The organism is Bacillus sp. PDNC022, from assembly GCF_016919285.1.
GTDB lineage: Bacteria > Bacillota > Bacilli > Bacillales > Bacillaceae > Bacillus > Bacillus safensis.
Genome location: NZ_CP070345.1, coordinates 1,534,570 through 1,556,422, shown reverse-complemented (window position 1 = coordinate 1,556,422; position 21,853 = coordinate 1,534,570). Strand labels below are relative to the sequence as shown.

Sequence of the window (21,853 nt, the reverse complement as noted above, 5' to 3'; positions counted from 1 at the left end):
ATCAAACAGAGGAGGAAATGAACATGATGAAAAAAGTACTAGTAGCTACAGCATTAACGGGAACTCTTGTCGCAGGTGGTTTCACACTTCAAGCGCAAAATACAAATCAAACAGCAAACGCCGAGCAAGTGGTGCAAAAGAAATCGTCATTTGTTTCAAAGAAACAAGCTGAAAAAGCAGCCTTAAAAGTGGTGAAAGGCTATGTGGATGATGTGGATCTTGAGCGTAAAAAAGGAAAATGGGTGTATGAGGTCGAGATTAAAAAAGGCGGCTTTGAATATAAAGTATATGTCGATGCAAAAACTGGAAAAGCGCTGAATGATCCAGTCAAAGAAAAGAAACAGAATGTGAAGATCACGAAAAAACAGGCTGAAAAAATTGCTCTTGCAAAAGTAAAAGGCACAGTCACTGATTCTGATCTAGATAAAGAAAATGGTGTGTACATTTACGAGATTGAAATCACAACACCAGGCGGCGAGGAAGTTGATTTTGAGATTTCCGCTAAAACAGGCAAAATCCTGAAGCAAGAATGGGATGATTAAGCCATGACCAAACCTTACACTTTCATGTGTAAGGTTTTTTCATTGGGACAAACTACGGGAAAGGAGGCGAGAGAATATGAAGAAAAAAGAAGAAGAGCAGACAATGGATCACGCGGAATACGTTCCGCATCCTGATGGAGAAGGATATGCTTTGTTTTTGCATGATTCCTTTCATCTCCTCTCCCAAGAGGATATGAATCAGCCGGAAGAGGAATAAAAAGACATGAAAGGGCGATGACTGAGCTGTCCATCGCTCTTTTTTTAAAAAGTAAGCGAATACATAAGGATACTGGGCATCTTGCTTATTGACATCATTCCGCTTTTTCTGTAATCTCAGTGTGTTAACAATATGAGACTTCGTTAGGTGAGGCTCCTGTATGGAGATACGCTGCTGCCCAAAAATGTCCAAAGACGCCAATGGGTCAACAGAAATCATCGACATAAGGTGATTTTTAATGCAGCTGGATTTTATCCTATGCCATACAGTGCTAAAGCTCTACGATTGAAGGAGCAAGTGTTTATTTTGTCATGCTTACAAAGCGCCTTCATTCGGTTGAAGGTGCTTTTTTATGAGAAAAGGAGGTGTGGGGATGGATCATCCCGATTCGAGACACATAGAGAGTATGTCAAAAGATCAGATTGACGCATCAGATAGAGGAGATCCTGACCCCCGCACATTCTAAGGGATTCGGGCATCTCCTGACTTTGGGGAGGTAACAGCGATGATACAGAACATTACGTACGATGAACTCATTTTAAGAATCATTATTTTATTAAGAGATGGCAAACGCAAAGAATTTAAAAACATTATGGAAGAACTTCAGCCATATGATATGGCCTATTTATTTAAAGAACTTCCAGAAAAACACCGCGGCCGTTTCCTCAGCTTTTTAACAGTCGATAATGTGACGGAAATGATGGGTGAGCTTGAGCGCGAATACCAAGAAATTGTGCTTGAAAAAGTAGGGAAAGACAAAGCCACCTTCGTCACAAACAAGATGGATAACGATGATCTAGCCAACTTGTTTGATGAAATGGATGATGAGCTAAAAGATCAGCTTTTATCAAACATGGAGGCAGAGGAATCAAAGGCCGTCCAGCTTCTCATGAATTATCCTGCTGAGACAGCAGGGCGGATCATGACCAACCGGTACGTATGGATTCCTCAGCATTATACAGTTCAGGACGCAGTTGTAAAGCTGAAAAGCTTTGCTGAAATTGCAGAATCGATCAACTATTTATATGTCATTAACGATCAAAAGCAGCTTGTAGGGGTTCTGTCGTACCGGGATCTCATCTTAGGTGAACCAGATGAAAAAGTGCAGGATCTTATGTTTACAAGAGTTATTGCGGTTGGTGCCTTTCAGGATCAGGAAGAAATCGCAAAGCTGATTGAACGGTATGATTTTCTTGCCATTCCTGTTGTGGAAGAGAACAATGTCCTAGTCGGAATCGTCACAGTCGATGATATCATTGATGTCGTCATTCAAGAGGCAGGAGAAGACTATGAGAAGTTCGCTGCCTCTGGTAAAGATATTACGTTCGACACGCCCGCTTTTGTTGCGGCATACCGCCGTCTCCCATGGCTCATTTTGCTCTTATTCATTGGGCTGATTTCAGGCAGTATTTTAAATTACTTTGAAGATACCCTCCAGCAAGTCGTCGCCTTAGCCTTCTTCATGCCGATGATTGCTGGGATGACAGGGAATACAGGGACACAGTCGCTTGCGGTCGTCATTAGAGGTCTTTCAAAAGAGGAATTAACGAAAAAAACCATTGTGCGCCTGATTTTTAGAGAGCTCCGAACAAGTATTTACATTGGGATTGTTTGTTCCATCATTATTACAGTCGTCGCAATGGTGTGGCAGGGCAATATGATTTTAGGGTTTGTTGTCGGGTCCTCACTTCTTGCTACACTGATTATTGGAACGATGGCAGGTACGATCGTGCCTATTATTTTACACAGATTAAACGTGGATCCGGCTATTGCATCTGGGCCGCTGATTACAACATTGAATGATATTTTATCACTGCTCATCTATTTTGGAATCGCGACAGCGTTCCTCCATACACTTATGTAGCAAGAAGACTGTAAAACATGACGTTTTACAGTCTCAGCGCGCTGACAAACCCTTGCATTCGTTGGTTGTCAGTCCTTGCGTGCCGGTGCTCACGAATGTTCAATTCGCTCCGCTCCGGTACTCATCCTTCCTAGACTTCAAAGGTTTTCAGATCGCGCTGAAAGGTAGACAAAGGACTAAAATAAACATCATTTTACCCTTTTGTCCACAATCTATGACTGTAAAACATGACGTTTTACAGTCTTTTTTTGTATAAAGATTGCATATAGCGCTTCCATCCTTTACATTTTAAGGAGAAGGTGGGAGAGAAACATGAAGAAATTCTTATTCATTTTGATGTGTATGTTTTTGCTGAGTGCATGTCAAAGGGAGGACGAGGGGAAAGACCGGAGGCTAGTGGCTGCAGAGCATATGCTTGAAGCCATCACTGAAGGAAATAAAAGAAAAATGGAAGACGTCTACGTCGAAGGTGCGGTCCCGAGCCCAAATGACATTCTGAAATTGAAAAAAGAATGGGGCATAGACACGCTTTCTTATGAGGACTTTCAATTGGAAGAAGCCAGCATTCACGTGTTCCATGCGAATTATGAAGATGACAATACCGGGAAGAAAAAGGCACTTGCCCTGCGGGTGAAAGAAGATCCAGAAAGAGGCGGTGTGCTAATTGACTTTGTAGGGGTTGTTGAAGGATCTGAGGCATCCTCTAAATAAAAGTCAAAGTATATTTAAAAGGGTAGAAGAGCTGACAGAAATTCGCTCTATCTATCCTCTTTTTATTAATTTACAAAAAATTATCTGTACCGATTACACATTAGTTATACCCATTAACTCCATAAAGTGTGAGAGAGCACTGGTCATATAAGAATCGCGGCGCCTTATAAACACAGTGGGCACTATTCTATGTGGCTCTGGTAATGGGTGACAGGTAAAGCCGCCTTGCATCCGAGATTCAACCATAGATTTTGGTAATACGGTAACTCCCAGCCCGTTTTCGACGCATTTAAGCACGCCCTCTAAAGTACCATATTCCATTACCTTCATAGGAGGATAGCCATTGCTCTCTAGCCATTGCTGCCAACGGGCCAAATAGATGCAATGCGCGAATGACGAGAGCAATGGTTCATGTAAAATTGATTCTACCTGGAATTCCTCTGAGGAGTAGCTTGTAATCAGGACCAGAGATTCGTCCAATACAGGATACTCAATAATTTCCGGATGAAGAATGGGCCCATCTACCAATGCGCCGTCTACCTTGTAGTTGAGAATAGCACTAACCTGATCTACTGTAGGTGCCATATACATACTCAATTCTACTTGTGGAAAATTCTTATGATATTCGGAAAAAATTTTTGGCAATCTTGTAGAAGCGGTTGACTCTATAGATCCAATGTGTAAAGTTCCCCGCGGAGTAGAGGAAAGCTTTACTGCCTCTATTGCTTCTTCGAAATCGTAGAGTAATTTGTTTACATAGGGCAATAGTTCTCGTCCTGCAGGTGTTAACGATATCTTCTTATGATATCGATAGAGAAGGGGAACACCTAATTCTTGTTCGAGACGTTGGATTCGTGCCGTAACATTGGACTGCACATAATTTAACTTCTGTGCAGCTTTTGTGATGCTTTGTTCAATTGCAACGGCTTTAAAAACTTCCAAAGATTTAATATCCAAAATAACTCTCCTTTTTTGCATCACAAATTGTGATTAACTATACACTATTTTTTGATTTTACGTGATCCAATGGAATAAGTAAACTTAATGATATAAGAGGTTGATGCTAAGGAGGATGGTGAGGTAGAGAATTTTATCTAGGAAAAGATAAAACAGACGTTACCAATGAATGAGGAGGGAATCTATTGATTTCAAAGACGAATATTCAAGAGAAATTTTTGCAAATAAATGATTATTGGAATCCTAGAATAAGCGGGGAATTGAACGATTCATACATTAAAATGGTGAAAATTAAAGGTGAATTCATTTGGCATCACCATGATGACGAGGATGAAATGTTTTTTGTATGTAATGGGAAGCTGGTCATCCGCTTCAGGGATAGTGAAGTAGCTCTTAATGAAGGAGAGTTTATTGTGATTCCTAAAGGAGTTGAACATCAGCCAATTGCTGAAGAAGAAGTTCATTTGCTATTAATTGAACCCAAAACGACTCTAAACACGGGGAATGTGATCAATGAACGAACCGTTTCGATTCCTGAACGAATCGATGAACACTAAATCGTTGCACTTAACAGGTGCGTTAGTTAAAAAAGAGGCAGCAATTGCTGTCTCTTTTTCATTAAGCAATTGCAACAATCAATACGAACAAAGCTTTTTTAAAGAGTAAGCGATTCGTTATTTGTTTATCGATTTTTATACCGAAAGTGTGCGTTAATCTGGCCTTCCAGCATTTTTTTCTTAAATTGTCCGCTTTTTAGCGCTTGTTCTTTTTTCTTCATGTCTTTTAAAATTTCAGCTGTCTGCACACCGTCTTCCCGTTTGTTGGCGATGTCCATTAAACGTTCAACATCTGCAAAAGAATATTTCCGTGTGCCTCTTGTTGAGCGCTGGGGGTAGATGAGTTTACGTTCCTCATAATATCGGATTTGCCTGACGGAAAGCCCTGTTAATTCACTGACAATCCCGATTGAAATGACTTTTTTATCTTTATAAGATACATCTTCCTGCGTCATACACTCACCCCTGCAAGTCTTTTCTTCATATTATATAGAACGAGAAGTAAAAAAACCTATCGTTTGTTAGAAAATATAACACAAAAACGAAAAAAATGAAAAAACATGGGAGGAAAGATGACAGGAAGTGTGCAACACACCTTACGACAACATATAATCATGGTGAGTTGACATAGGAGGAGGAGCATATGATGGAGAAAGCACAGATCATACGTATGGCAAAAGAAATCATCGCATTAGATGTGAAGAGGGATGAATTGCTCGAGCAATTCATGCAGGCTGCAGGTCAGAATGCACATGCGCTTCTAAGAGCCATGCAAAATGATTTGTATAAGAAGTCTTCATAAGCACCCGATCCAAATCACTTGATAGGAGGGGATAATCGGTGCGGCGTATATTAAAAGAAGCTTTAGCAAAAGAAAGACATTATTATACGAAGCAGCTATGCTCATTGGGGGTTTACAGCCCTGATACAGCCAAGAACATGACAATTAGTGACTTAAAAAAAGAGTATCATTTCTTTTTCAACAAAACAGAGCGCTATCTGTAAAAATCCCTTGGAATGTGCGTATGTCACATAAAGGGTTCTTTTTTTGTGTTTAATATTATAGCAATATTGAATTTTGTAGAAATTTGGCGAATGAAGTGCAAGAAACTATAGATTCTTTACAGATTATGTTAAAGTGTGTCGCATCTTGATGGTTTGCTGAAAAAGCTTTTTTTCGAGATGATTGTGAAAAATAAGAAGGATTTTAAAAGTTTATATCGAAAACTTATACATAACACGAATGGAGTCACTTATGTGGTTGAAAGGGTTTTCAAAAACGTACTTCTATTTTTTACGAAAGGCTCCAACTGCACCGCAAGACAGCCTTGAAGTTAAAAAAATATTATAAGAGGTAGATATGTGATGAGACTATCGTTTAATGAAGAAGAAGTAGAACGCTCAATGACGCTTTACAAGGTTTTTGCAAGAGCATTTAAAAGCGTTTCAGAACACAGTATTAGAGACAGCAAAGAGCATGGGTTTAATCCAACTGAATTTGCCGTTCTTGAATTACTGTACACAAGAGGTGCTCAAAAGCTTCAGCAAATCGGCTCAAGACTCCTGCTTGTCAGCGGGAATGTGACGTACGTAATTGACAAATTAGAACGAAATGGTTTCATTGAAAGAGAACAGGACCCCAAGGATAAACGGTCGGTTTATGCCCATTTAACGGATAAAGGGCGAAGTTATCTTGACAAGATTTATCCGATCCACTCTCTTCGGATTGCGCGTGCATTCTCTGGTCTGACACGTGAAGAACAAGAGCAATTGATTAGTCTATTGAAAAAAGCAGGTATTCACAGTCAGCATTTATTATTTAGATAAAACGAAAAGGTGCCATTATTGGCACCTTTTTAATTGTTGACAAAGGGCTAAAGTGATCTTAATTTTAGCCCTTTGTCTTCTTCTCAGCTCAGCGTGACAGAAAACCTTTGAAGTCTAGGAAGGACGAGTACCGGAGCGAAGCGAATTAAGCATTCGTGAGCACCGGCACGCAGGACTGACACCGAATGCGAGGGTTTGTCTGCACGCTGGAAGGTGCCATTATTGGCACCTTTTTTATGTGTCCAGATGCGCCGGATAGGCGATGAATTTTTCAATATCGCTTGCTGGCAGCGGCTTGGCATAATAAAACCCTTGCAGGTCGTCACAGCCCTGGGCAGATAATAGCTGGGCCTGTGCAAATGTTTCAACACCTTCTGCTATCACTTCGAGAGATAATTGGTGTCCCATCGCTATAATCGCCCCTGTAATCTGTTCAGACTTTGAATCACTTAAAATATCCTCAATAAAGGATTTATCAATTTTCAGTCGATGAATAGGTAAATCCTTTAAATAGCTTAAGGAGCTGTGGCCTGTGCCGAAATCATCAATACTAATGCGGACGCCAAGCTGTTTCAGCGACGTTAACACCTGTTTGGATTGCTTGATATTGTCCATTGTCATACTTTCTGTGACTTCAAGCTCCAAGAGTGACGGTTTCAGATCGTATTTTTTGAGTGTCAGCTTGATCAAATCAATTAAGTCTTCAGAATTGAATTGTTTCGCAGATAAATTGACAGCCACAGGGATCTTTAGCCCAGCGTCATACCACATTTTTGCCTGCTTTCCAGCTGTATCAATGACCCATCTGCCAATATCGATGATCAGTCCCGATTCCTCTGCCAGCTCAATAAAAGCCTCAGGTGACTTTAAGGAACCATCGGGTCCCTTCATTCTTAAAAGGGCTTCAACCCCAGTCATTTTTCTTGTTTTGGCACTGACTTGCGGCTGGTAGTGAAGGACAAATTGTTCTCTTTGAATAGCATCCCTCAGCTCCAGCTCCCGGTTTAACCTGTCCTCACTCAATCTTTCCATGGATTCGGTAAAGAACTCATATCGGCTTTGCTTATGTTTTTTGGATAAATACATGGCCATATCGGCTTTTCTCATCAGCTCCATCCCGTTTTTGCCATTTTGCGGAGAGATGGCGATCCCAATGCTGATTGATGTAATGAGCTGATGGTTCTGGATGAAAAAAGGACGTTCAAATTGATGGATGATATTTTTAGAAAATTGTTCGATTTTATATGTATCATGATCCATGTGAGGAAAGATCATTAAAAATTCATCACCGCCAAGTCTTGCGATAAAGCCATTGTCCGGTAAACATTGCGTCAGTCTGTTTGCGGCAGCTTTCAGCAGTAAGTCTCCTATGTTATGACCAAGTGCATCATTAATAATTTTAAAACGATTTAAATCCAGAAACAGAACTGCTGTTGATGTTTTTGACTTTTCTTGAGCGGAGAGAACATCATTTAAATGATTGATGCCGTGGCGGCGGTTAGGAAGCTCTGTTAATGCATCATAATGTGCCATCACATGAATTTCTTTTTCTGCAATCCGCTGCTGCGTTAAATCTTTTAAAACAAGATAAATGCTGTCGAGTGAATTGTTCACATGAACAGGTATGTAAGTGACATGGTAATAATAAAAACGATCTGCTGCTTTCAGTTCTGCTTCGCGTGTGGTGGCTTTTTTTGACTGAGAAATAAATTCTTCCCACAAATCAGTCGGCATGACATATTGGCTGACATCATCACCAATCTTAGAATTGCACAACTCTAAGATTTGTTTACCAGAGTCATTTGCAGAAAGAACCTTTCGATCGACAGATAACACGATAATGCCGTCTATATTATGTTTGATGAGTGATTGAAACCGCTGTTCATTTTCTTTCAGCTGATCTGACTGCGTCATGATCCGGTGATCAATATAGGCACCAAAGATCATTAGCGTTTGGACAATAAGTGTCATCAATCCGATGAAAATCGACAGACTGAATGGTGACATTTCAAGAAAACCACCTGCAGCGGCCTGTCCATTTGAATGATAAAACATGGTAGAGGCAGCCATACCAGTATAATGCATGCCTGCTATAGCACCACCCATCAAGATTGAACCAAGGCTCTTTAAAAGATAATTCTTCCGTTTACTTTTAATACGCTCAACACGAAAGAAGAGCATCAATGAAAAGTAGGAGGCAATGGCAGCAATGAAAAATGAAAGAAAAAAGAGGACTGGATCATAGCTGATTGAGACATTGGCCATTGATTCCATTCCAAGATAATGCATGCTGCAAATCGCTGTCCCCATGGTGATTGAACTAATGAGCAGCCGTCTTCTAGAGACCTGCTTTTGAATGCATATTGAAAAAGCAATCAAGGATCCGATAAATGAGGCCAAAATTGATAAAATCAGTAATGATGTATCATATGTAATGCCAACACGCATTTGAAATGCCATCATGCCAATAAAATGCATCGACCATATCCCCATTCCCATGATCATTGCACCAATGACCAGCCATACCTTTTTCTTTGCACCGCTTGACTGTGCTACCCTGCTGGCTATATGAAGAGCTGAGTAGGAGGCGACAGCGGCGACAGCGATTGACAGAAAGACAAGCCATCCATTGTAGCTTCCTGTTAAATGGGTCATGTAAGAAAACCTCCTGTATCTTAAAACAGACATATACTTAATATATCGGATCGAATCGCTTCTGTGTTCACCTTTCCTTCATTTAAATAGAACAATCAACGTTTTTTTCATCCTTCTTTTATAGTAAAATCAAATTTAATGTAAAAAAACGACGAAAAGCGAATCGTTTCTTCGGTTTTATTCGTTTAATATATGGTGTGATTCTAAAAGAGATAGAATCACTCAAATGATTATGTGTGAAAGGGATTGATAAACATCGAAGATTTTATTATTTCTTTAGCTGATGCCTTTAAGAACTTGTCATACTTTGGCATCTTCCTCGCATTATGCATTGAATTTGTACCTGCTGAAGTGGTTTTGCCTCTTGCGGGTTACTGGGTCTCAGAAGGGGACATGGCCTTTATCGGAGTTGTGGCGGCCGGCTCCATTGGCGGCGTGGCTGGCCCTTTGACCTTGTACTGGTTAGGACGTTACGGCGGCAGACCCTTTTTAAATAAATATGGAAAGTACTTTTTTATAAAACCTGAGTCGCTTGATAAATCCGATGCATTCTTTGAGAAGCATGGCGGATTCGTCGCATTCAGCGGCCGGTTTATACCAGGGGTTAGGACGCTTATCTCCATCCCGTGCGGTATTGCCAAGATGAATGTGTGGGTCTTTTGCTTGTATACGTTTTTGGCAATTACACCAATTACGTTTGTGTATGTGTATCTTGGATTTATGCTCGGAGAGAACTGGAAAGAGGTTGGCGCCATCTTAGATCCATATCTTTTACCAATTGGTATCGGTGTTGTGTTATTGTTTGTTCTCTACTTATTGCTAAAACGAAGAAAAAGAAAAACAGAAACGCCAACTGCCTAATCAATGGATCGAAGTGAAAGTCACCTGTTGACAATCGAGTGTCTATTGATTATGATATAAGTAATCTAAATATTCTAAATCCCGCCAAAGGGGAGTAGCGTCCGGTTTTTACCGGAAACAAAGTCGTCATTACATGGACTGATGTTCATCGGCTTTGTTGGCATGATTCTACATATCACATGTCTAGCAAGACCTTTGCCATTACAGGCAAAGGTCTTTTTTGCATTCATAAGCCTTTGTCTGTTGTGGGACAATAGATAAAAACAAGGAGGAATGATGATGGATGCAGCTATAATTTTAGAGTACGGGTGGGTTCTGCTCGTACTGATTGGATTAGAAGGGATTTTAGCAGCTGATAACGCGCTGGTCATGGCAGTGATGGTCAAACACCTTCCGGAAAAACAAAGGAAAAAGGCACTGTTTTACGGACTTGCAGGTGCGTTTGTCATGCGATTTGGTTCTCTGTTTCTTATTTCGTTTTTAGTGGATGTATGGCAAGTTCAAGCCATTGGCGCAATTTATCTTCTTTATATTTCCATTCACCATATTTTAAAATCGCACGTATTTAAGAAAAAGGAAGCTGAAACAAACGTAAAACAAAGCGGCTTCTGGGCAACAGTCGTGAAAGTAGAGCTTGCCGACATTGCTTTTGCTGTAGATTCCATTTTAGCGGCAGTCGCTTTAGCTGTGACACTGCCGGCAACAAGTCTTCCGCAAATCGGTGGACTTGATGGGGGTCAATTTATTGTCATTCTTTTAGGCGGTATCATTGGTCTTGTCATTATGCGATTTGCAGCAACTGTCTTTGTGAAACTGCTCAAAACAAGACCGAGCCTAGAAACAGCAGCATTTGTCATTGTCGGATGGGTAGGGGTGAAGCTTACGCTTTATACACTGTCACATCCAGCCATTGGGGTCGTATCGTCTCATTTTATCCATTCAACATTATGGAAAGTCATTTTCTGGACAGTGCTTCTCGCAATTGCAGCATTTGGCTGGTTTTTATCAAGTCCATCAAGAAAAGGCGGACAGGAAAACGAGGAGAAACAGGAGGTACGCCTAGGAGAGTAGGTTTTTTGAAAGAAATATCATTTCATTTTCATAACACGTATATTACAAATAAGGGGGAGATACCCCCTTATTTCTTTGCTTTTAGACGAAACATTGTAAAGTAGATGGTGACATACATGTCATAATTGAGTAACAGGAAATGAATTCCTCATTTCTTCCTTTGCGCTTCCCTCATAAATTAGCTATCATAAATGAGTAATATAGGGAGAACTGAGGTGAAACCATTGCTTAGCCTTTTGTTTAAAAAAGGAAAGAAAAAGCAAACATTAGAGCAGTCGGCTATCAGTATCCAACAAGGTGATACCGAGCTGCAAAATGCATTAATAGAGCAATACAAACCATTTGTCGCTAAGACGGTTTCATCCGTTTGTAAACGATATATAGATGAAAAAGATGATGAATTCAGCATAGGCTTAATTGCCTTTAATGAAGCGATAGAAAAATACTCTGCCGAAAAAGGAAACTCTCTGCTTGCTTTCGCAGAATTAATTATTAAAAGAAAAGTGATCGATTATATTCGAAAAGAAGCGAGAAATGCGCCAACGGTTCAAATGGACCTGCAAGAAAGTGAGAATGGCGAATACTCTCAAAGCATGATCGAAGCAGAGCTCTCTGCAAATGAATATAGGCGTTTAATTGAACAAGAACATAGAAGAGAAGAGATTGAACATTTTAAAGAACGGTTGAAAGTATACGGTCTCACGTTTCAAGAGCTGCTTGAGCATTCACCAAAGCATGCAGATGCCAGGCAGAATGCCATTAAAGTAGCCCATACACTCGTTGAACACGATGAGCTGAGAACCATTTTATTTCAGAAAAAACAATTGCCCGTCAAACAGCTGGAAAAGCTAGTGGAAGTCAGCCGCAAAACGATTGAGAGAAATAGAAAATATATCATTGCGATGGCGATTATTATGACAGGTGATTATGTGTATTTGAAAGATTACCTTAAAGGGGTGCTTAATTCATGAGAAGAGGCATTATAGTAGAGAAAAACAAAAAATATGTCACGCTGCTGACCCCTGATGGACAATTTCTGCGGACAAAATATGAACAGCAACACTATGAAATCGGCCAAGAAGTGACATTTCCGAATGAATCACGTCTCGAAAGAAAAAGAGCCGGTTTTTTTGACCTGCTTCGTTTACGTCCATTAAATGCAGGAATTTTATCAATTGCAGCGATTATTGTCGTAATTTTTACTATGATGCCATCTTTCTCAAGTCAAAAAGCATATGCATATATGACAATTGACATTAATCCAAGCTTTGAGCTGAAGCTTGATCACAATTATCAAGTGATCGGTGTCACACCGCTGAATAAAGATGCGAAGCAAGTACTGGCGAGTATGAAGGATTTAGAAAAAAACGACATGACCAAAGTCGTGCAGGAAATTATAGATGACTGTGACAAAAAAGGATATGTGAACGACTCTAAAAGTATTTATATTTCAACCGTTTATGAAAACAAGCAGGACAATACATATAAAACAAACGTAAAAAGCAAAATTAACACCATTTCTGGTGAATATCAAAAACGCAATTATAAGCTGGAAACTGTGGAAAGTGACCTGGAAACGAGAGAAAAAGCTCAAAAGGCAGGCATTTCAACAGGAACATATATTAGAAATCAAGAAATGCAAGACAAAGAACATGAAGACATCAAAAAGGATGAAGACGCAGCAGAGGATGATGCTGTGAAGGAAGAAGATCCTAAGAATGATGAAGAACAAGCAGATAAAGACAAACAAGAAGAAGTAAAGACAGACGATAGCGAAGAGATGCAGCCAGATCAAGAGGCTCCTGAAGCTGAGGACAAAGAGCAGAAGGAGGCAGAGAGGGAAGAGCAAGGATCTGTTCAAAAGCCTCAAAAACCTGATGATGAAAGCAAAGACAAAAAGATAAAGGAAGAAAAGGATCCTTCTTTCGATAAAGAGCAAAAAAAAATCACTCAACTGACCCTGACGAAAGAAGAAACTGGAACGGCACATCACGTGGTGATGCAGAAAAACATGCAAAAAAAAACGGCAGGGATCAGAACAATCCGGCCGCTGAACGAAAAAGAGAACATGCAAAGGAAAAAGGGAAAGGTGCACCGTTTCCTTATCGCGAGAACCGGCATGAGCACACATATGAACAATAAAAAACGCCAGAATAGCTCCGGCGTATTTCACCATGTCATTATTTAGATTGATTGCCCATTTGTGATTGAGCCTGTTGAACGAGTCTTTTTGTAATTTCACCGCCAACAGAACCGTTTGCACGTGAGACTGTATCTGAACCGAGAGTGACGCCAAATTCTTGCGCGATCTCGTATTTAAATTGATCTAAAGCTTGTTCTACTCCAGGAACAAGAAGTTGATTTCGATTTGCCATGTCATATTCCTCCTTTCACCTCATGTTTGTTGCGCCTTCTTATTTTGAAAAAAACGGCGTGCAATTATGCTGGCAATTGCTGTACAAAAAAACCAAGGTGATGGAAGTCACCTCGGTTCTTATTTATCCCTTATTCAGCTGCAGCGTATTAAACATCATTTCTTGTGCGGTACTTTGCAAATGAGAAGTAAAGACAGAGAAGACGGTAGAACTGATAATGCCTTTAATCAAATTCCATTGGCTCTTCGTCAATTCTGAAAACTTGTCATGGAGCTTATCTGTCTGCTCTTCGGTTATTTCTCGTAAATTTGTTTCCTTTAATGGAAATTGAGTATGGTGATAAATAAAATCAAGGACGTGCGCATAAGCTTCATAAAAACGGATTGGACTAATAATATCATCTGTTCGATCTGTGATGGTGTTAAATAAGGCAGATAAGATCATACGAATGGCATCGAAGTCAAAAACTGATTTTAAATCCCTGACAATTAATAAAATAACGACCTGATCAATAGAGTACTTCTTGCCAAGCTCCGGATGGCCAATCATATCTTTAATATCACGTTTGATCCAATTTTGAATCGCGGTCGATTTAAGAGAAGTCAGCTCACACAAGTTGCCAAGCTCAACAATTTCATTTGTAGAAAGTCCATGCTCTGATTTTTGCTTCCGTCGTTCAAGCTTCTCAAAAAAAGAAGGGATCTTTATTTCATCATAGTCATGATCCTTGCCATTTTTTACAGATAGTTTTAAAAGCTGAAGCGGAGTCAGATCTCCCTCTCCTTTTAGAGAATACAGAAGTCTTGTCATGTCAATTCTCGTTAATTTAAAAGTAACCATGTTCCACCTCATTTGTACGTCAAAAACGTGATTATTGATCTAATTCAACATCATAGTCTCTTTTTGATGAAAATGCAAAATAAACTAAAAATCAGGCCGGTGCGTCACAATTTGTTCACTTTTCTGCTGGTGCAAATGTCGTAAATATTGAAGTGGCGGGGCTTTAGCCGTTAAGATATACAGAGAAAATGATTCCTTTTTCCTTGCAATTTGAGACGTTTATTTTTATAATTTTATTAATAAGTTCATTTGAACTTAATATGACAGCGGAGGTTATGTATGGGTAAGAGAATATTTCTGTTTATATTAACGAACATTCTTGTTATCACTACGATTGGTATTGTACTGTCGGTTATTAGTGCAGCAACTGGTGTTGGTTCTTATATAGGAGCAGATGGAAGACTTAATATCCTTTATCTTCTTGTATTCAGTGCAGTTGTCGGTTTTGTTGGCTCGTTTATGTCACTTGCAATGTCTCGCTGGATGGCAAAAATGATGATGGGTGTGCGTGTGTTAAATCCTGAAAAGGATTCATTAACATATGATGAGCAGCAGCTTGTTGACCGCGTGCACAGACTTTCAAGAGCAGCAGGCCTTTCTAAAATGCCTGAGGTTGGTATTTATCAATCATCTGAAGTAAATGCATTTGCAACAGGTCCTTCTAAGAGAAGATCACTTGTTGCGGTATCAACTGGATTGCTTCATGAAATGGATGATGCAGCAGTTGAAGGCGTAATCGCCCACGAAGTCGCTCACGTTGCAAATGGTGACATGGTGACGATGACGCTGCTTCAAGGAATTGTCAACACGTTTGTTGTGTTCCTTTCAAGAATTGCGGCATGGATCGCAAGCCGTTTTGTTTCACGTGAAGAGCTTGTGCCGATTGTGCACTTTATCGCTGTGATTGTCTTCCAAATCATTTTCTCTATCCTAGGAAGCCTTGTCGTGTTTGCATATTCTAGACACCGTGAATTCCATGCAGACCGCGGCGGAGCCGACCTTGCGGGTAAAGACAAAATGATTCATGCACTTCGTTCACTTGAGGCGTACACGTCAAGAATCAAAGATGATGATCAAACAGCAGTGGCTACGCTGAAAATCAGCGGTAAACGAAAAGCTTCTCTTTTCTCAACACACCCTGATTTAAACGAAAGAATCAGAAGACTAGAAGCAAAATAAGAAAGAGGAAAAGACATTCTTTTACAGGATGTCTTTTTCTTTTTGATGAAAAAGAAAATAAAGCATAAAATAGCTTTAAAATCATGTCTCTTTTCATTAAAATGATAAAGGTATTCGAAAAGATAGATAAAAGAAGGAATGACAATGAATCCTATAAAAAAGCTAATTGACCGGCTGTCAGCGTTTCAGTTGATTGCCCTTTATTATTTTCTTGCTGTGACCGTATCGTTTATTCTTCTCAGCCTTCCAGTGGCTCATCAAGAGGGAGTCAAATGGACATTCATTGATGCGTTATTCACAGCGGTGAGTGCTGTAAGTGTCACAGGACTGACTGTTGTCGACACCTCACAAACATTTAGTGTGACAGGGATGTGGATCCTTGCGTTTGTTCTGCAAATTGGAGGCATCGGCATTATGACGCTCGGTACCTTCGTATGGCTTGTCATGCGAAAAAGAATTGGAATTAAAGAAAGAAAGCTCATCATGGCAGATCAAAATCAAAGCAATTTATCAGGAATTGTGAAACTAATGAAGCAGGTTTTATATTTAATTTTGCTGATTGAGTTTGTCGGCGGGCTGATTTTAAGCATGTATTTTCTCAAATATTACGATGTGCAAGGAGCTTTCTTACATGGCTTCTTCTCGAGTATTAGTGCGACAACCAATGGAGGTTTCGATATTACAGGGAGCTCTCTTATCCCTTACAAAGATGATTATTTCGTTCAGTTTATTACGATGCTGCTGATTATCTTTGGAGCGATTGGTTTTCCTGTGCTCGTGGAAGTGAAGGATTATTTGTTCAATCAGGACCGAAAGCACGCATCGTTCTCATTGTTTACAAAAATCACAACGCTCACGTTCGGCTGCCTTGTCGTTGTTGGAGCGATTGGAATCTATGCACTTGAAGCCGGGTTTAGCTTTGTAGGGAAAAGCTGGCATGAAATTTTGTTTTATTCTTTGTTTCAATCGACTGCAACAAGAAGCGGGGGGCTGACAACGTTAGATATTACACAGCTGACCGAACCGACGCTTTTATTCTTATGTATGCTCATGTTTATCGGGGCTTCCCCAAGCTCTGTGGGGGGCGGAATTCGGACAACTACTTTTGCCCTTAATTTACTCGCATTGTTTCATTATGCTAGGGGAAATAAGTCCATAAAAATCTTCAAGAGGGAGCTTCATCAAGCGGATATTAATAAATCCCTTATGGTGACCATGATGGCCTTTATTTTGGTTTTTGGCGCTACGTTCCTGTTATCCTTAACAGAGCATAATACACTTCTTGAAAATTTATTTGAAGTTTGCTCTGCTTTCGGAACAACGGGGCTGTCGCTTGGGATCACCTCAGATCTCACTGTCTTTGGTAAATGTATCATCATGGTTGTCATGTTTATTGGACGGATCGGCATTCCAAGCTTTTTATATTTAATAGGCCGAAGAGAAAGCGAAGCAAATTATCATTATCCGAAAGAGCGCGTCATCATCGGCTAAACAGCATTCCATTTGAATGCTGTTTTTTTATTTCCATTATCTAACTGGCTAAATTTTATGCGATGTTCGCAATCTATAGGTAAGAGGTGAACGAGACGTGCTGGATGTGTTATGGAAAGCAATTGTCATGCTGTTAGTTGGTACCTTGCTGCTGAGAATAGCAGGGCCTAAATCCATTAGTCAATTAACTGTACAACAAACAGTGATTATGATTTCAATCGGATCGATTATTATCCAACCCTTTATTGAGCATAATTTACTTGAAACCATATATGCAGCTACCATCTTTATTGTGGCACTTGTCATTATGGAGAAGCTGTCGATACAATCGGATTTTTTTGAAAAATTGCTTTCAGGCAAATCGGTCGTGATTTTACAGGATGGCGAAATGCTTGATCATAAGCTGAAGAAAACAAGGCTCACAAGGGATCAATTTAAAATGCGTTTAAAGCAGCAAGGCATCACTGACATCAGCAGTCTCAAAAAAGCCACGCTAGAAGCCAATGGACAAATTGGCTTTGAGTTAAAACCTGAGGAAAAGCCAGTGACGGTCAAGCAAATGAAGGAACTCCTTGACCAATTAAGAGAAGAACTAAACCTGTCAAAAAAGGACTGAGTGCAGATGAAAAGAAAAGCAGCGAAAAATGAAGCATTAACAAATAATATGACGCCGACAGAAAGCATGGCTCATGATCAAGGACAAACCCAATTTGATGAACAATCAAGAGATCGTCAGGCAAACCGAAATTCTCATAAAGGGAAACAAGGGGGAGCATCTCGTGACTAAGAAGCATATGAAGAGCAAAGAAATGAAGGACCATAAAAAGCCAATGGACCCAGATATTTTAGAAGAGGAATTTGGCAGTGAGCTTGGAGATATTAACAGCAGCAAATGGATTGATACGTTGGTGAAGCCAAAGAAAGATGCTGCATGTCAGCAGAATAAGAAATAGAAAAAAACGATCCAATAAGGATCGTTTTCAGCGTGTAGACAAACCCTCGCATTCGGTGTCAGGTCTGCGCTCCGGTGCTCACGAATGTCAAATTCGCTCTGCTCCGGTACTCGCCCTTCCTAGGGCTGCAAAGGTTTTCTATCACGCTGAAAGGAAGACAAAGGGCTAAAATAAAGATTATTTTAGCCCTTTGTCAACAATCTGAAACGATCCAATAAGGATCGTTTTTTATTTGATATAACTGCTTTGCCTGCCGGTGATCGTTCGCATGAAGTTGTTCATTTTGATTTCAATTACTGGCTGTGCAACGGTTTTGACAAAAGTGCTAGACAGGGTAAAGGTTAACAAAATGGTCAGCAGCAATAAAATGAGTACACTTGCTGCATTTAGTGCCCAGTCATCAAACCAAGTGGTTCTTAGCAGCTTGATCACAAAGCCATGTAATAAATAAACATATAACGTTCTTGTTCCCCATTTTGTAAAGAAGAAACGGCGTGTTGGAACTAATGCAAAGAAGCTGAATGTAGCGCCAAATGCAAGCAAATACCATGCCATTCGTTTCATCGCCGCAATCATTCCTTCATCTCCAAGAGAAGCATACGACTTTGAGCCAAATAAGAAGGAATAATCGAATTCGTAGAAGTAGCAAAACAGGAACACAGCCATTAATACAATAAGTGCTGCAAGTTTTCCTTTGCTTGTACGGATGAATTCAAAATGCTGCTTTTTTAAATAGAATCCAGCTAAAAACATAGGCAAAAAGACAAACGTACGTGATAAGCTGAGTGTATCGCTGATGCTGTCCACATAACCGACAAGTAAAGCAATCGATAAACTGACGATCATCGCCCAGTGGAACGGCAGCTTTGAAAAAGGAATAAGCAGCAAATTCCAAAAGAATAAACTAATTAAAAACCATAAAGACCATTGTGGATCAATTGGATTTAAATTGGTGATGCTTTGATCCTGCAAGACATAATAGTAAACCGAATAGATTACCTGAAAGATTAAATATGGGATGATCAGCTTAACGGCGACTTTTTTCATAAAGCCCGGTTTTCTAAACCCTTTTGCAAAAAAGCCAGAAACTAAAATAAAGGCGGGCATGTGAAAGGTATAAATAAACTTGTATAAATAGAGCATCCAGTCATTATCATGAATGAATGATCGTAACAAATGACCAAAAACAACTAGAAAAATCAGAAGGAATTTCGCATTATCAAAATAACTATCTCGTGAAGATGCCATAACATCACCTTTCCTGCTCGATTTCGAACATAAATGTTCTAAGTGCACTGTTCCCTTATTTGCCTCATTCTAAAATACATTTTTGCTCAATTCGCTATTTGATGTGAAATTGTAGAATGGTTGTAAAAGAAGCGTAAGAAAAGTGAACCGTTATACAATCCTGTCATCCAAATGAAATAAATGAGACAGTCTTCGTGTAAAAAGTTATCTTTTTTTATGAGTCGAATGAAGGAACTATGAAAATATTGTAGAAATATTGTAGAGGAATGAGGCTGGAAAAGGAGTGTAAGAGAATGACTGAAACGCTCGATGGCAATAGGTTAACCCCTGCGGGAGATATCAGAAAATTAGAAAAAGAGAACGAATATTTGCGAACTGAGTTAATGCAGCAAAAAATGCTGTTAAATAAGACGCTCGATGCCATTTTTATATTTGATCAGCACCTCAACATCATCCAAGCCAACGAAGCAACATGCAGGCTTGTACAGACACCGAAAGAAGACCTCCTCAATAAATCCGTTCTAGATTTCCTTTACGGCATCCCGAAAGATAAAATTGAATGCTCACTCGATCTATTTTTTCGAAAAGGTACGTTAAAAAGAGAAATCTCCATTCAGCTGGAAAATGGTGAAACAAAATACATTGAATTTGTCGCAGAGCACGACACCATGAAGCAGCAATATATTGTGGTCATGCGAGATATTTCCTCAAAGAAAATATTAGAACGAGAACGCTCCATGAATGAGCAGCTGTTCAAAGATTTGTTTGATCGAGCCATTGACGGAATGGTCATTTTTGATCAGGATGGCTGCATGATTGATGCGAATCATTCTTTTTGTCAGAGCTTTGAGCTGCAAAAGACTGATTTAACCGATCGCTATTTACATGAATTTGTCGAAGAAGAAAATCTTCCCGCCTTGCAGCACCTTTTAACGTCACTTAAAGAAACAGGAAAAGCAAAAGGAGAGCTTCCTGTTACTCTACAATCTGGCCAGCATAAATTATTCGAACTCACCATTACATCAAATGTGATGAGTGGTTTTTATATGTCCATCATGCGGGATATTACAGAAAAAAGGCTGATGGAAGAGAAGCTGTTAAAAAGTGAAGAACGCTTTAGAGAAATTTTCGAAAATGCAATGGATGCCATCATCATATGGGCGGACGATGGAGAGATTGTGAGAGCCAATGAATCAGCCTGCCGAATTTTTGAATTACCTATGCACTCACTGATTGGCAAAAAACTCACCGACTTTCTCGTCAAATCTGATAAGAGATATAGACCAACAAGAAGACGTTATATCCGGAATCATGAAATAAGGGAAGAGCTTTTGTTCAGAATGGCTAATGGACAGTATAAAGAACTTGAGTTTACATCAAAGCATGCGGTATTAGAAGGGCAGCACTTAACCATTTTACGTAATGTAAGTGATCGAAAAAGAATGGAGCAGGAGCTGCGCGAAAGTGAGCTCAAATTCCGTAAAGTATTTAATGGGTCAATGGACGGTGTTGTTCTTTTTGATAATCAATACCGAATCATTGAAGTCAACCCACCTGCCAGCGAGCTGCTCCAATTGAAGGACGATCATTTAACAGAAATGAATCTTTTCCACATCCTTGCCCCTTATCAAATTGAAAATTTGGCTCAGCCTGCCGAGGCGATGTCATTAGATGAAATGGACAATGAGGTTCCGTTTGTACTGAACCACCCAGATCAGCGTATACTGGAATTCTCTTTTAAACGAAACATTATCCATAATATGAATTTGGCGATCTTTAGAGATGTGACAGAGCGGAAGGAATTAGAAGAGCGGGTGAGAAAATCAGATACCCTTCATGTGGTCGGAGAGCTTGCTGCTGGAATTGCTCATGAAATTAGAAACCCGATGACAGCATTAAAAGGCTTCATTCAGTTGTTAAAAGGAAATATAGAAGGGGAGTATTCGCTCTATTTCAATGTCATCACATCAGAGCTGAAAAGAATTGAATCCATCATCACCGAATTTTTGATTTTAGCGAAACCGCAAGCTATTGTATATGAAGAAAAAAATGTGGTGCAAATTGTGAAAGACACGATGGATCTTCTGCACGCACAGGCGAATCTTGGCAATGTTCAAATGCATCTCAATGTGCTGGATGAGATTCCGCTCATTTATTGTGAACAAAACCAATTAAAACAGGTCTTTATTAACATTTTAAAAAATGCAATTGAAGTCATGCCACGCAAAGGAAATGTCTATGTGAGCATTCAGCGGAAGGGCGAGGAGCATATTGTCATTTCACTGCGTGATGAAGGCTGCGGAATGGCAGAGGATAAGCTAAAGCGTCTAGGTGAACCTTTTTATACAACGAAAGAAAGAGGAACTGGACTTGGCTTAATGGTTAGTTATAAAATTATTGAAGAGCATCAAGGAACCATTGAGGTAGAAAGTGAGGAAGGCGTGGGAACCGTCTTCCATCTCACGCTGCCACTAAGGCAGCAGAAACAAGAAGGAGAGCAGTAAC

General features: G+C 39.8%; 23 protein-coding genes, 1 pseudogene and 2 riboswitches. Of the genes and pseudogenes, 18 read left to right on the top strand and 6 right to left on the bottom strand.

Features of this window, described 5'->3' with window-relative positions:
• The first annotated feature begins 23 nt into the window (after positions 1-23).
• The 4 genes from JVX94_RS08105 (at position 24) to JVX94_RS08090 (ending at position 3,334) form a co-directional block, all read left to right on the top strand.
• Entirely contained in the window at positions 24-542 is a 519-nt protein-coding gene (locus JVX94_RS08105) for a PepSY domain-containing protein (protein ID WP_048238680.1), read from the top strand.
• Between the two features lie 76 nt (positions 543-618).
• Complete coding sequence (locus JVX94_RS08100; RefSeq protein WP_003212346.1) at positions 619-759, top strand: hypothetical protein; 141 nt, start codon at positions 619-621, stop codon at positions 757-759.
• A 132-nt stretch (positions 760-891) separates the two neighbouring features.
• A riboswitch (M-box (ykoK) riboswitch) is annotated at positions 892-1,056 on the top strand.
• A 208-nt stretch (positions 1,057-1,264) separates the two neighbouring features.
• Positions 1,265-2,623, top strand: coding sequence for a magnesium transporter (gene mgtE / locus JVX94_RS08095; protein ID WP_205185176.1), 1,359 nt, complete (start codon positions 1,265-1,267; stop codon positions 2,621-2,623).
• Between the two features lie 312 nt (positions 2,624-2,935).
• The gene (locus JVX94_RS08090) at positions 2,936-3,334 is read left to right on the top strand and encodes a hypothetical protein (protein WP_095408313.1); all 399 of its coding nucleotides are present in this window, start codon (positions 2,936-2,938) and stop codon (positions 3,332-3,334) included.
• 93 nt (positions 3,335-3,427) lie between these two features.
• On the opposite strand, the gene JVX94_RS08085 is transcribed toward JVX94_RS08090, so the two are convergent.
• Positions 3,428-4,291 carry a LysR family transcriptional regulator gene (locus JVX94_RS08085; protein WP_095408314.1) on the bottom strand — a complete coding sequence of 288 codons (864 nt, stop codon included), beginning with the start codon at positions 4,289-4,291 and terminating at the stop codon, positions 3,428-3,430.
• A 185-nt stretch (positions 4,292-4,476) separates the two neighbouring features.
• Here JVX94_RS08085 and JVX94_RS08080 point away from each other — a divergent pair, with 185 nt between their 5' ends.
• Positions 4,477-4,848: a cupin domain-containing protein gene (locus JVX94_RS08080; protein ID WP_205185173.1), complete on the top strand. Its 372-nt coding sequence runs from the start codon at positions 4,477-4,479 to the stop codon at positions 4,846-4,848.
• 125 nt (positions 4,849-4,973) lie between these two features.
• Here JVX94_RS08080 and JVX94_RS08075 read toward each other — a convergent pair whose 3' ends face one another.
• Entirely contained in the window at positions 4,974-5,303 is a 330-nt protein-coding gene (locus tag JVX94_RS08075; protein ID WP_024424656.1) for a MerR family transcriptional regulator, read from the bottom strand.
• A gap of 191 nt (positions 5,304-5,494) precedes the next feature.
• Here JVX94_RS08075 and JVX94_RS08070 point away from each other — a divergent pair, with 191 nt between their 5' ends.
• The 3 genes from JVX94_RS08070 to JVX94_RS08060 all read left to right on the top strand — a co-directional run bounded on the left by JVX94_RS08070 (position 5,495) and on the right by JVX94_RS08060 (position 6,675).
• The gene (locus JVX94_RS08070) at positions 5,495-5,650 is read left to right on the top strand and encodes a hypothetical protein (RefSeq protein ID WP_095408316.1); all 156 of its coding nucleotides are present in this window, start codon (positions 5,495-5,497) and stop codon (positions 5,648-5,650) included.
• Between the two features lie 38 nt (positions 5,651-5,688).
• On the top strand, positions 5,689-5,853 hold the full coding sequence (locus JVX94_RS08065) for a hypothetical protein (RefSeq protein ID WP_048238687.1): 165 nt from the start codon (positions 5,689-5,691) through the stop codon (positions 5,851-5,853).
• A gap of 357 nt (positions 5,854-6,210) precedes the next feature.
• A complete protein-coding gene (locus JVX94_RS08060) occupies positions 6,211-6,675 on the top strand; it encodes a MarR family winged helix-turn-helix transcriptional regulator (protein ID WP_095408317.1) in 465 nt (154 codons plus the stop codon).
• 234 nt (positions 6,676-6,909) lie between these two features.
• Here JVX94_RS08060 and JVX94_RS08055 read toward each other — a convergent pair whose 3' ends face one another.
• Positions 6,910-9,330, bottom strand: a complete 2,421-nt coding sequence (locus tag JVX94_RS08055) for a bifunctional diguanylate cyclase/phosphodiesterase (RefSeq protein WP_205185170.1) — start codon at positions 9,328-9,330, stop codon at positions 6,910-6,912.
• A 246-nt stretch (positions 9,331-9,576) separates the two neighbouring features.
• Between JVX94_RS08055 and JVX94_RS08050 the strand changes: the two genes are divergently transcribed.
• From JVX94_RS08050 to JVX94_RS08035, 4 genes and pseudogenes are all read left to right on the top strand, one after another.
• Positions 9,577-10,191: a DedA family protein gene (locus tag JVX94_RS08050; protein WP_039178042.1), complete on the top strand. Its 615-nt coding sequence runs from the start codon at positions 9,577-9,579 to the stop codon at positions 10,189-10,191.
• A 77-nt stretch (positions 10,192-10,268) separates the two neighbouring features.
• Positions 10,269-10,439: riboswitch (yybP-ykoY riboswitch) on the top strand.
• Positions 10,440-10,470: 31 nt separating this feature from the next.
• Complete coding sequence (locus JVX94_RS08045; protein ID WP_144470300.1) at positions 10,471-11,262, top strand: TerC family protein; 792 nt, start codon at positions 10,471-10,473, stop codon at positions 11,260-11,262.
• A 215-nt stretch (positions 11,263-11,477) separates the two neighbouring features.
• Complete coding sequence (gene sigI / locus JVX94_RS08040) at positions 11,478-12,233, top strand: RNA polymerase sigma factor SigI (protein ID WP_048238693.1); 756 nt, start codon at positions 11,478-11,480, stop codon at positions 12,231-12,233.
• A pseudogene (locus JVX94_RS08035) lies at positions 12,230-13,404 on the top strand (anti-sigma factor domain-containing protein). The gene sigI and the pseudogene JVX94_RS08035 overlap by 4 nt, the downstream one beginning before the upstream one ends.
• Positions 13,405-13,442: 38 nt before the next feature.
• Here JVX94_RS08035 and JVX94_RS08030 read toward each other — a convergent pair.
• Positions 13,443-13,637 (bottom strand): alpha/beta-type small acid-soluble spore protein, encoded by a 195-nt coding sequence (locus JVX94_RS08030; RefSeq protein WP_024424662.1) that lies wholly within the window; start codon positions 13,635-13,637, stop codon positions 13,443-13,445.
• Between the two features lie 123 nt (positions 13,638-13,760).
• Positions 13,761-14,477: a DUF1836 domain-containing protein gene (locus JVX94_RS08025; protein ID WP_095408321.1), complete on the bottom strand. Its 717-nt coding sequence runs from the start codon at positions 14,475-14,477 to the stop codon at positions 13,761-13,763.
• Between the two features lie 279 nt (positions 14,478-14,756).
• On the opposite strand from JVX94_RS08025, the gene htpX reads away from it, so the two are divergent.
• The 5 genes from htpX to JVX94_RS08000 all read left to right on the top strand — a co-directional run bounded on the left by htpX (position 14,757) and on the right by JVX94_RS08000 (position 18,100).
• Entirely contained in the window at positions 14,757-15,656 is a 900-nt protein-coding gene (htpX, locus tag JVX94_RS08020) for a protease HtpX (RefSeq protein ID WP_024424664.1), read from the top strand.
• Between the two features lie 144 nt (positions 15,657-15,800).
• Entirely contained in the window at positions 15,801-17,147 is a 1,347-nt protein-coding gene (locus tag JVX94_RS08015) for a TrkH family potassium uptake protein (protein WP_080780797.1), read from the top strand.
• Between the two features lie 97 nt (positions 17,148-17,244).
• Complete coding sequence (locus JVX94_RS08010) at positions 17,245-17,763, top strand: DUF421 domain-containing protein (RefSeq protein WP_095408322.1); 519 nt, start codon at positions 17,245-17,247, stop codon at positions 17,761-17,763.
• Positions 17,764-17,769: 6 nt separating this feature from the next.
• Complete coding sequence (locus JVX94_RS08005) at positions 17,770-17,934, top strand: hypothetical protein (RefSeq protein ID WP_087975542.1); 165 nt, start codon at positions 17,770-17,772, stop codon at positions 17,932-17,934.
• Positions 17,927-18,100 carry a hypothetical protein gene (locus JVX94_RS08000; RefSeq protein ID WP_166644678.1) on the top strand — a complete coding sequence of 58 codons (174 nt, stop codon included), beginning with the start codon at positions 17,927-17,929 and terminating at the stop codon, positions 18,098-18,100. The genes JVX94_RS08005 and JVX94_RS08000 overlap by 8 nt, the downstream gene beginning before the upstream one ends.
• Before the next feature lie 228 nt (positions 18,101-18,328).
• Here the strand turns inward: JVX94_RS08000 and JVX94_RS07995 are convergent, their stop codons facing one another.
• Positions 18,329-19,348: an acyltransferase family protein gene (locus tag JVX94_RS07995; RefSeq protein ID WP_205185168.1), complete on the bottom strand. Its 1,020-nt coding sequence runs from the start codon at positions 19,346-19,348 to the stop codon at positions 18,329-18,331.
• A gap of 293 nt (positions 19,349-19,641) precedes the next feature.
• Between JVX94_RS07995 and JVX94_RS07990 the strand changes: the two genes are divergently transcribed.
• Complete coding sequence (locus tag JVX94_RS07990; protein ID WP_205185165.1) at positions 19,642-21,852, top strand: PAS domain-containing sensor histidine kinase; 2,211 nt, start codon at positions 19,642-19,644, stop codon at positions 21,850-21,852.
• Position 21,853: the final 1 nt, after the last annotated feature.

Coding starts and splice junctions, on each gene's coding strand:
- JVX94_RS08105 (WP_048238680.1), top strand. CDS start 24: ATGATGAAAAAAGTACTAGTAGCTACAGCATTAACGGGAACTCTTGTC.
- JVX94_RS08100 (WP_003212346.1), top strand. CDS start 619: ATGAAGAAAAAAGAAGAAGAGCAGACAATGGATCACGCGGAATACGTT.
- mgtE (WP_205185176.1), top strand. CDS start 1,265: ATGATACAGAACATTACGTACGATGAACTCATTTTAAGAATCATTATT.
- JVX94_RS08090 (WP_095408313.1), top strand. CDS start 2,936: ATGAAGAAATTCTTATTCATTTTGATGTGTATGTTTTTGCTGAGTGCA.
- JVX94_RS08075 (WP_024424656.1), bottom strand. CDS start 5,303: ATGACGCAGGAAGATGTATCTTATAAAGATAAAAAAGTCATTTCAATC.
- JVX94_RS08070 (WP_095408316.1), top strand. CDS start 5,495: ATGGAGAAAGCACAGATCATACGTATGGCAAAAGAAATCATCGCATTA.
- JVX94_RS08055 (WP_205185170.1), bottom strand. CDS start 9,330: ATGACCCATTTAACAGGAAGCTACAATGGATGGCTTGTCTTTCTGTCA.
- JVX94_RS08045 (WP_144470300.1), top strand. CDS start 10,471: ATGGATGCAGCTATAATTTTAGAGTACGGGTGGGTTCTGCTCGTACTG.
- JVX94_RS08030 (WP_024424662.1), bottom strand. CDS start 13,637: ATGGCAAATCGAAATCAACTTCTTGTTCCTGGAGTAGAACAAGCTTTA.
- JVX94_RS08025 (WP_095408321.1), bottom strand. CDS start 14,477: ATGGTTACTTTTAAATTAACGAGAATTGACATGACAAGACTTCTGTAT.
- htpX (WP_024424664.1), top strand. CDS start 14,757: ATGGGTAAGAGAATATTTCTGTTTATATTAACGAACATTCTTGTTATC.
- JVX94_RS08015 (WP_080780797.1), top strand. CDS start 15,801: ATGAATCCTATAAAAAAGCTAATTGACCGGCTGTCAGCGTTTCAGTTG.
- JVX94_RS08005 (WP_087975542.1), top strand. CDS start 17,770: ATGAAAAGAAAAGCAGCGAAAAATGAAGCATTAACAAATAATATGACG.
- JVX94_RS07995 (WP_205185168.1), bottom strand. CDS start 19,348: ATGGCATCTTCACGAGATAGTTATTTTGATAATGCGAAATTCCTTCTG.
- JVX94_RS07990 (WP_205185165.1), top strand. CDS start 19,642: ATGACTGAAACGCTCGATGGCAATAGGTTAACCCCTGCGGGAGATATC.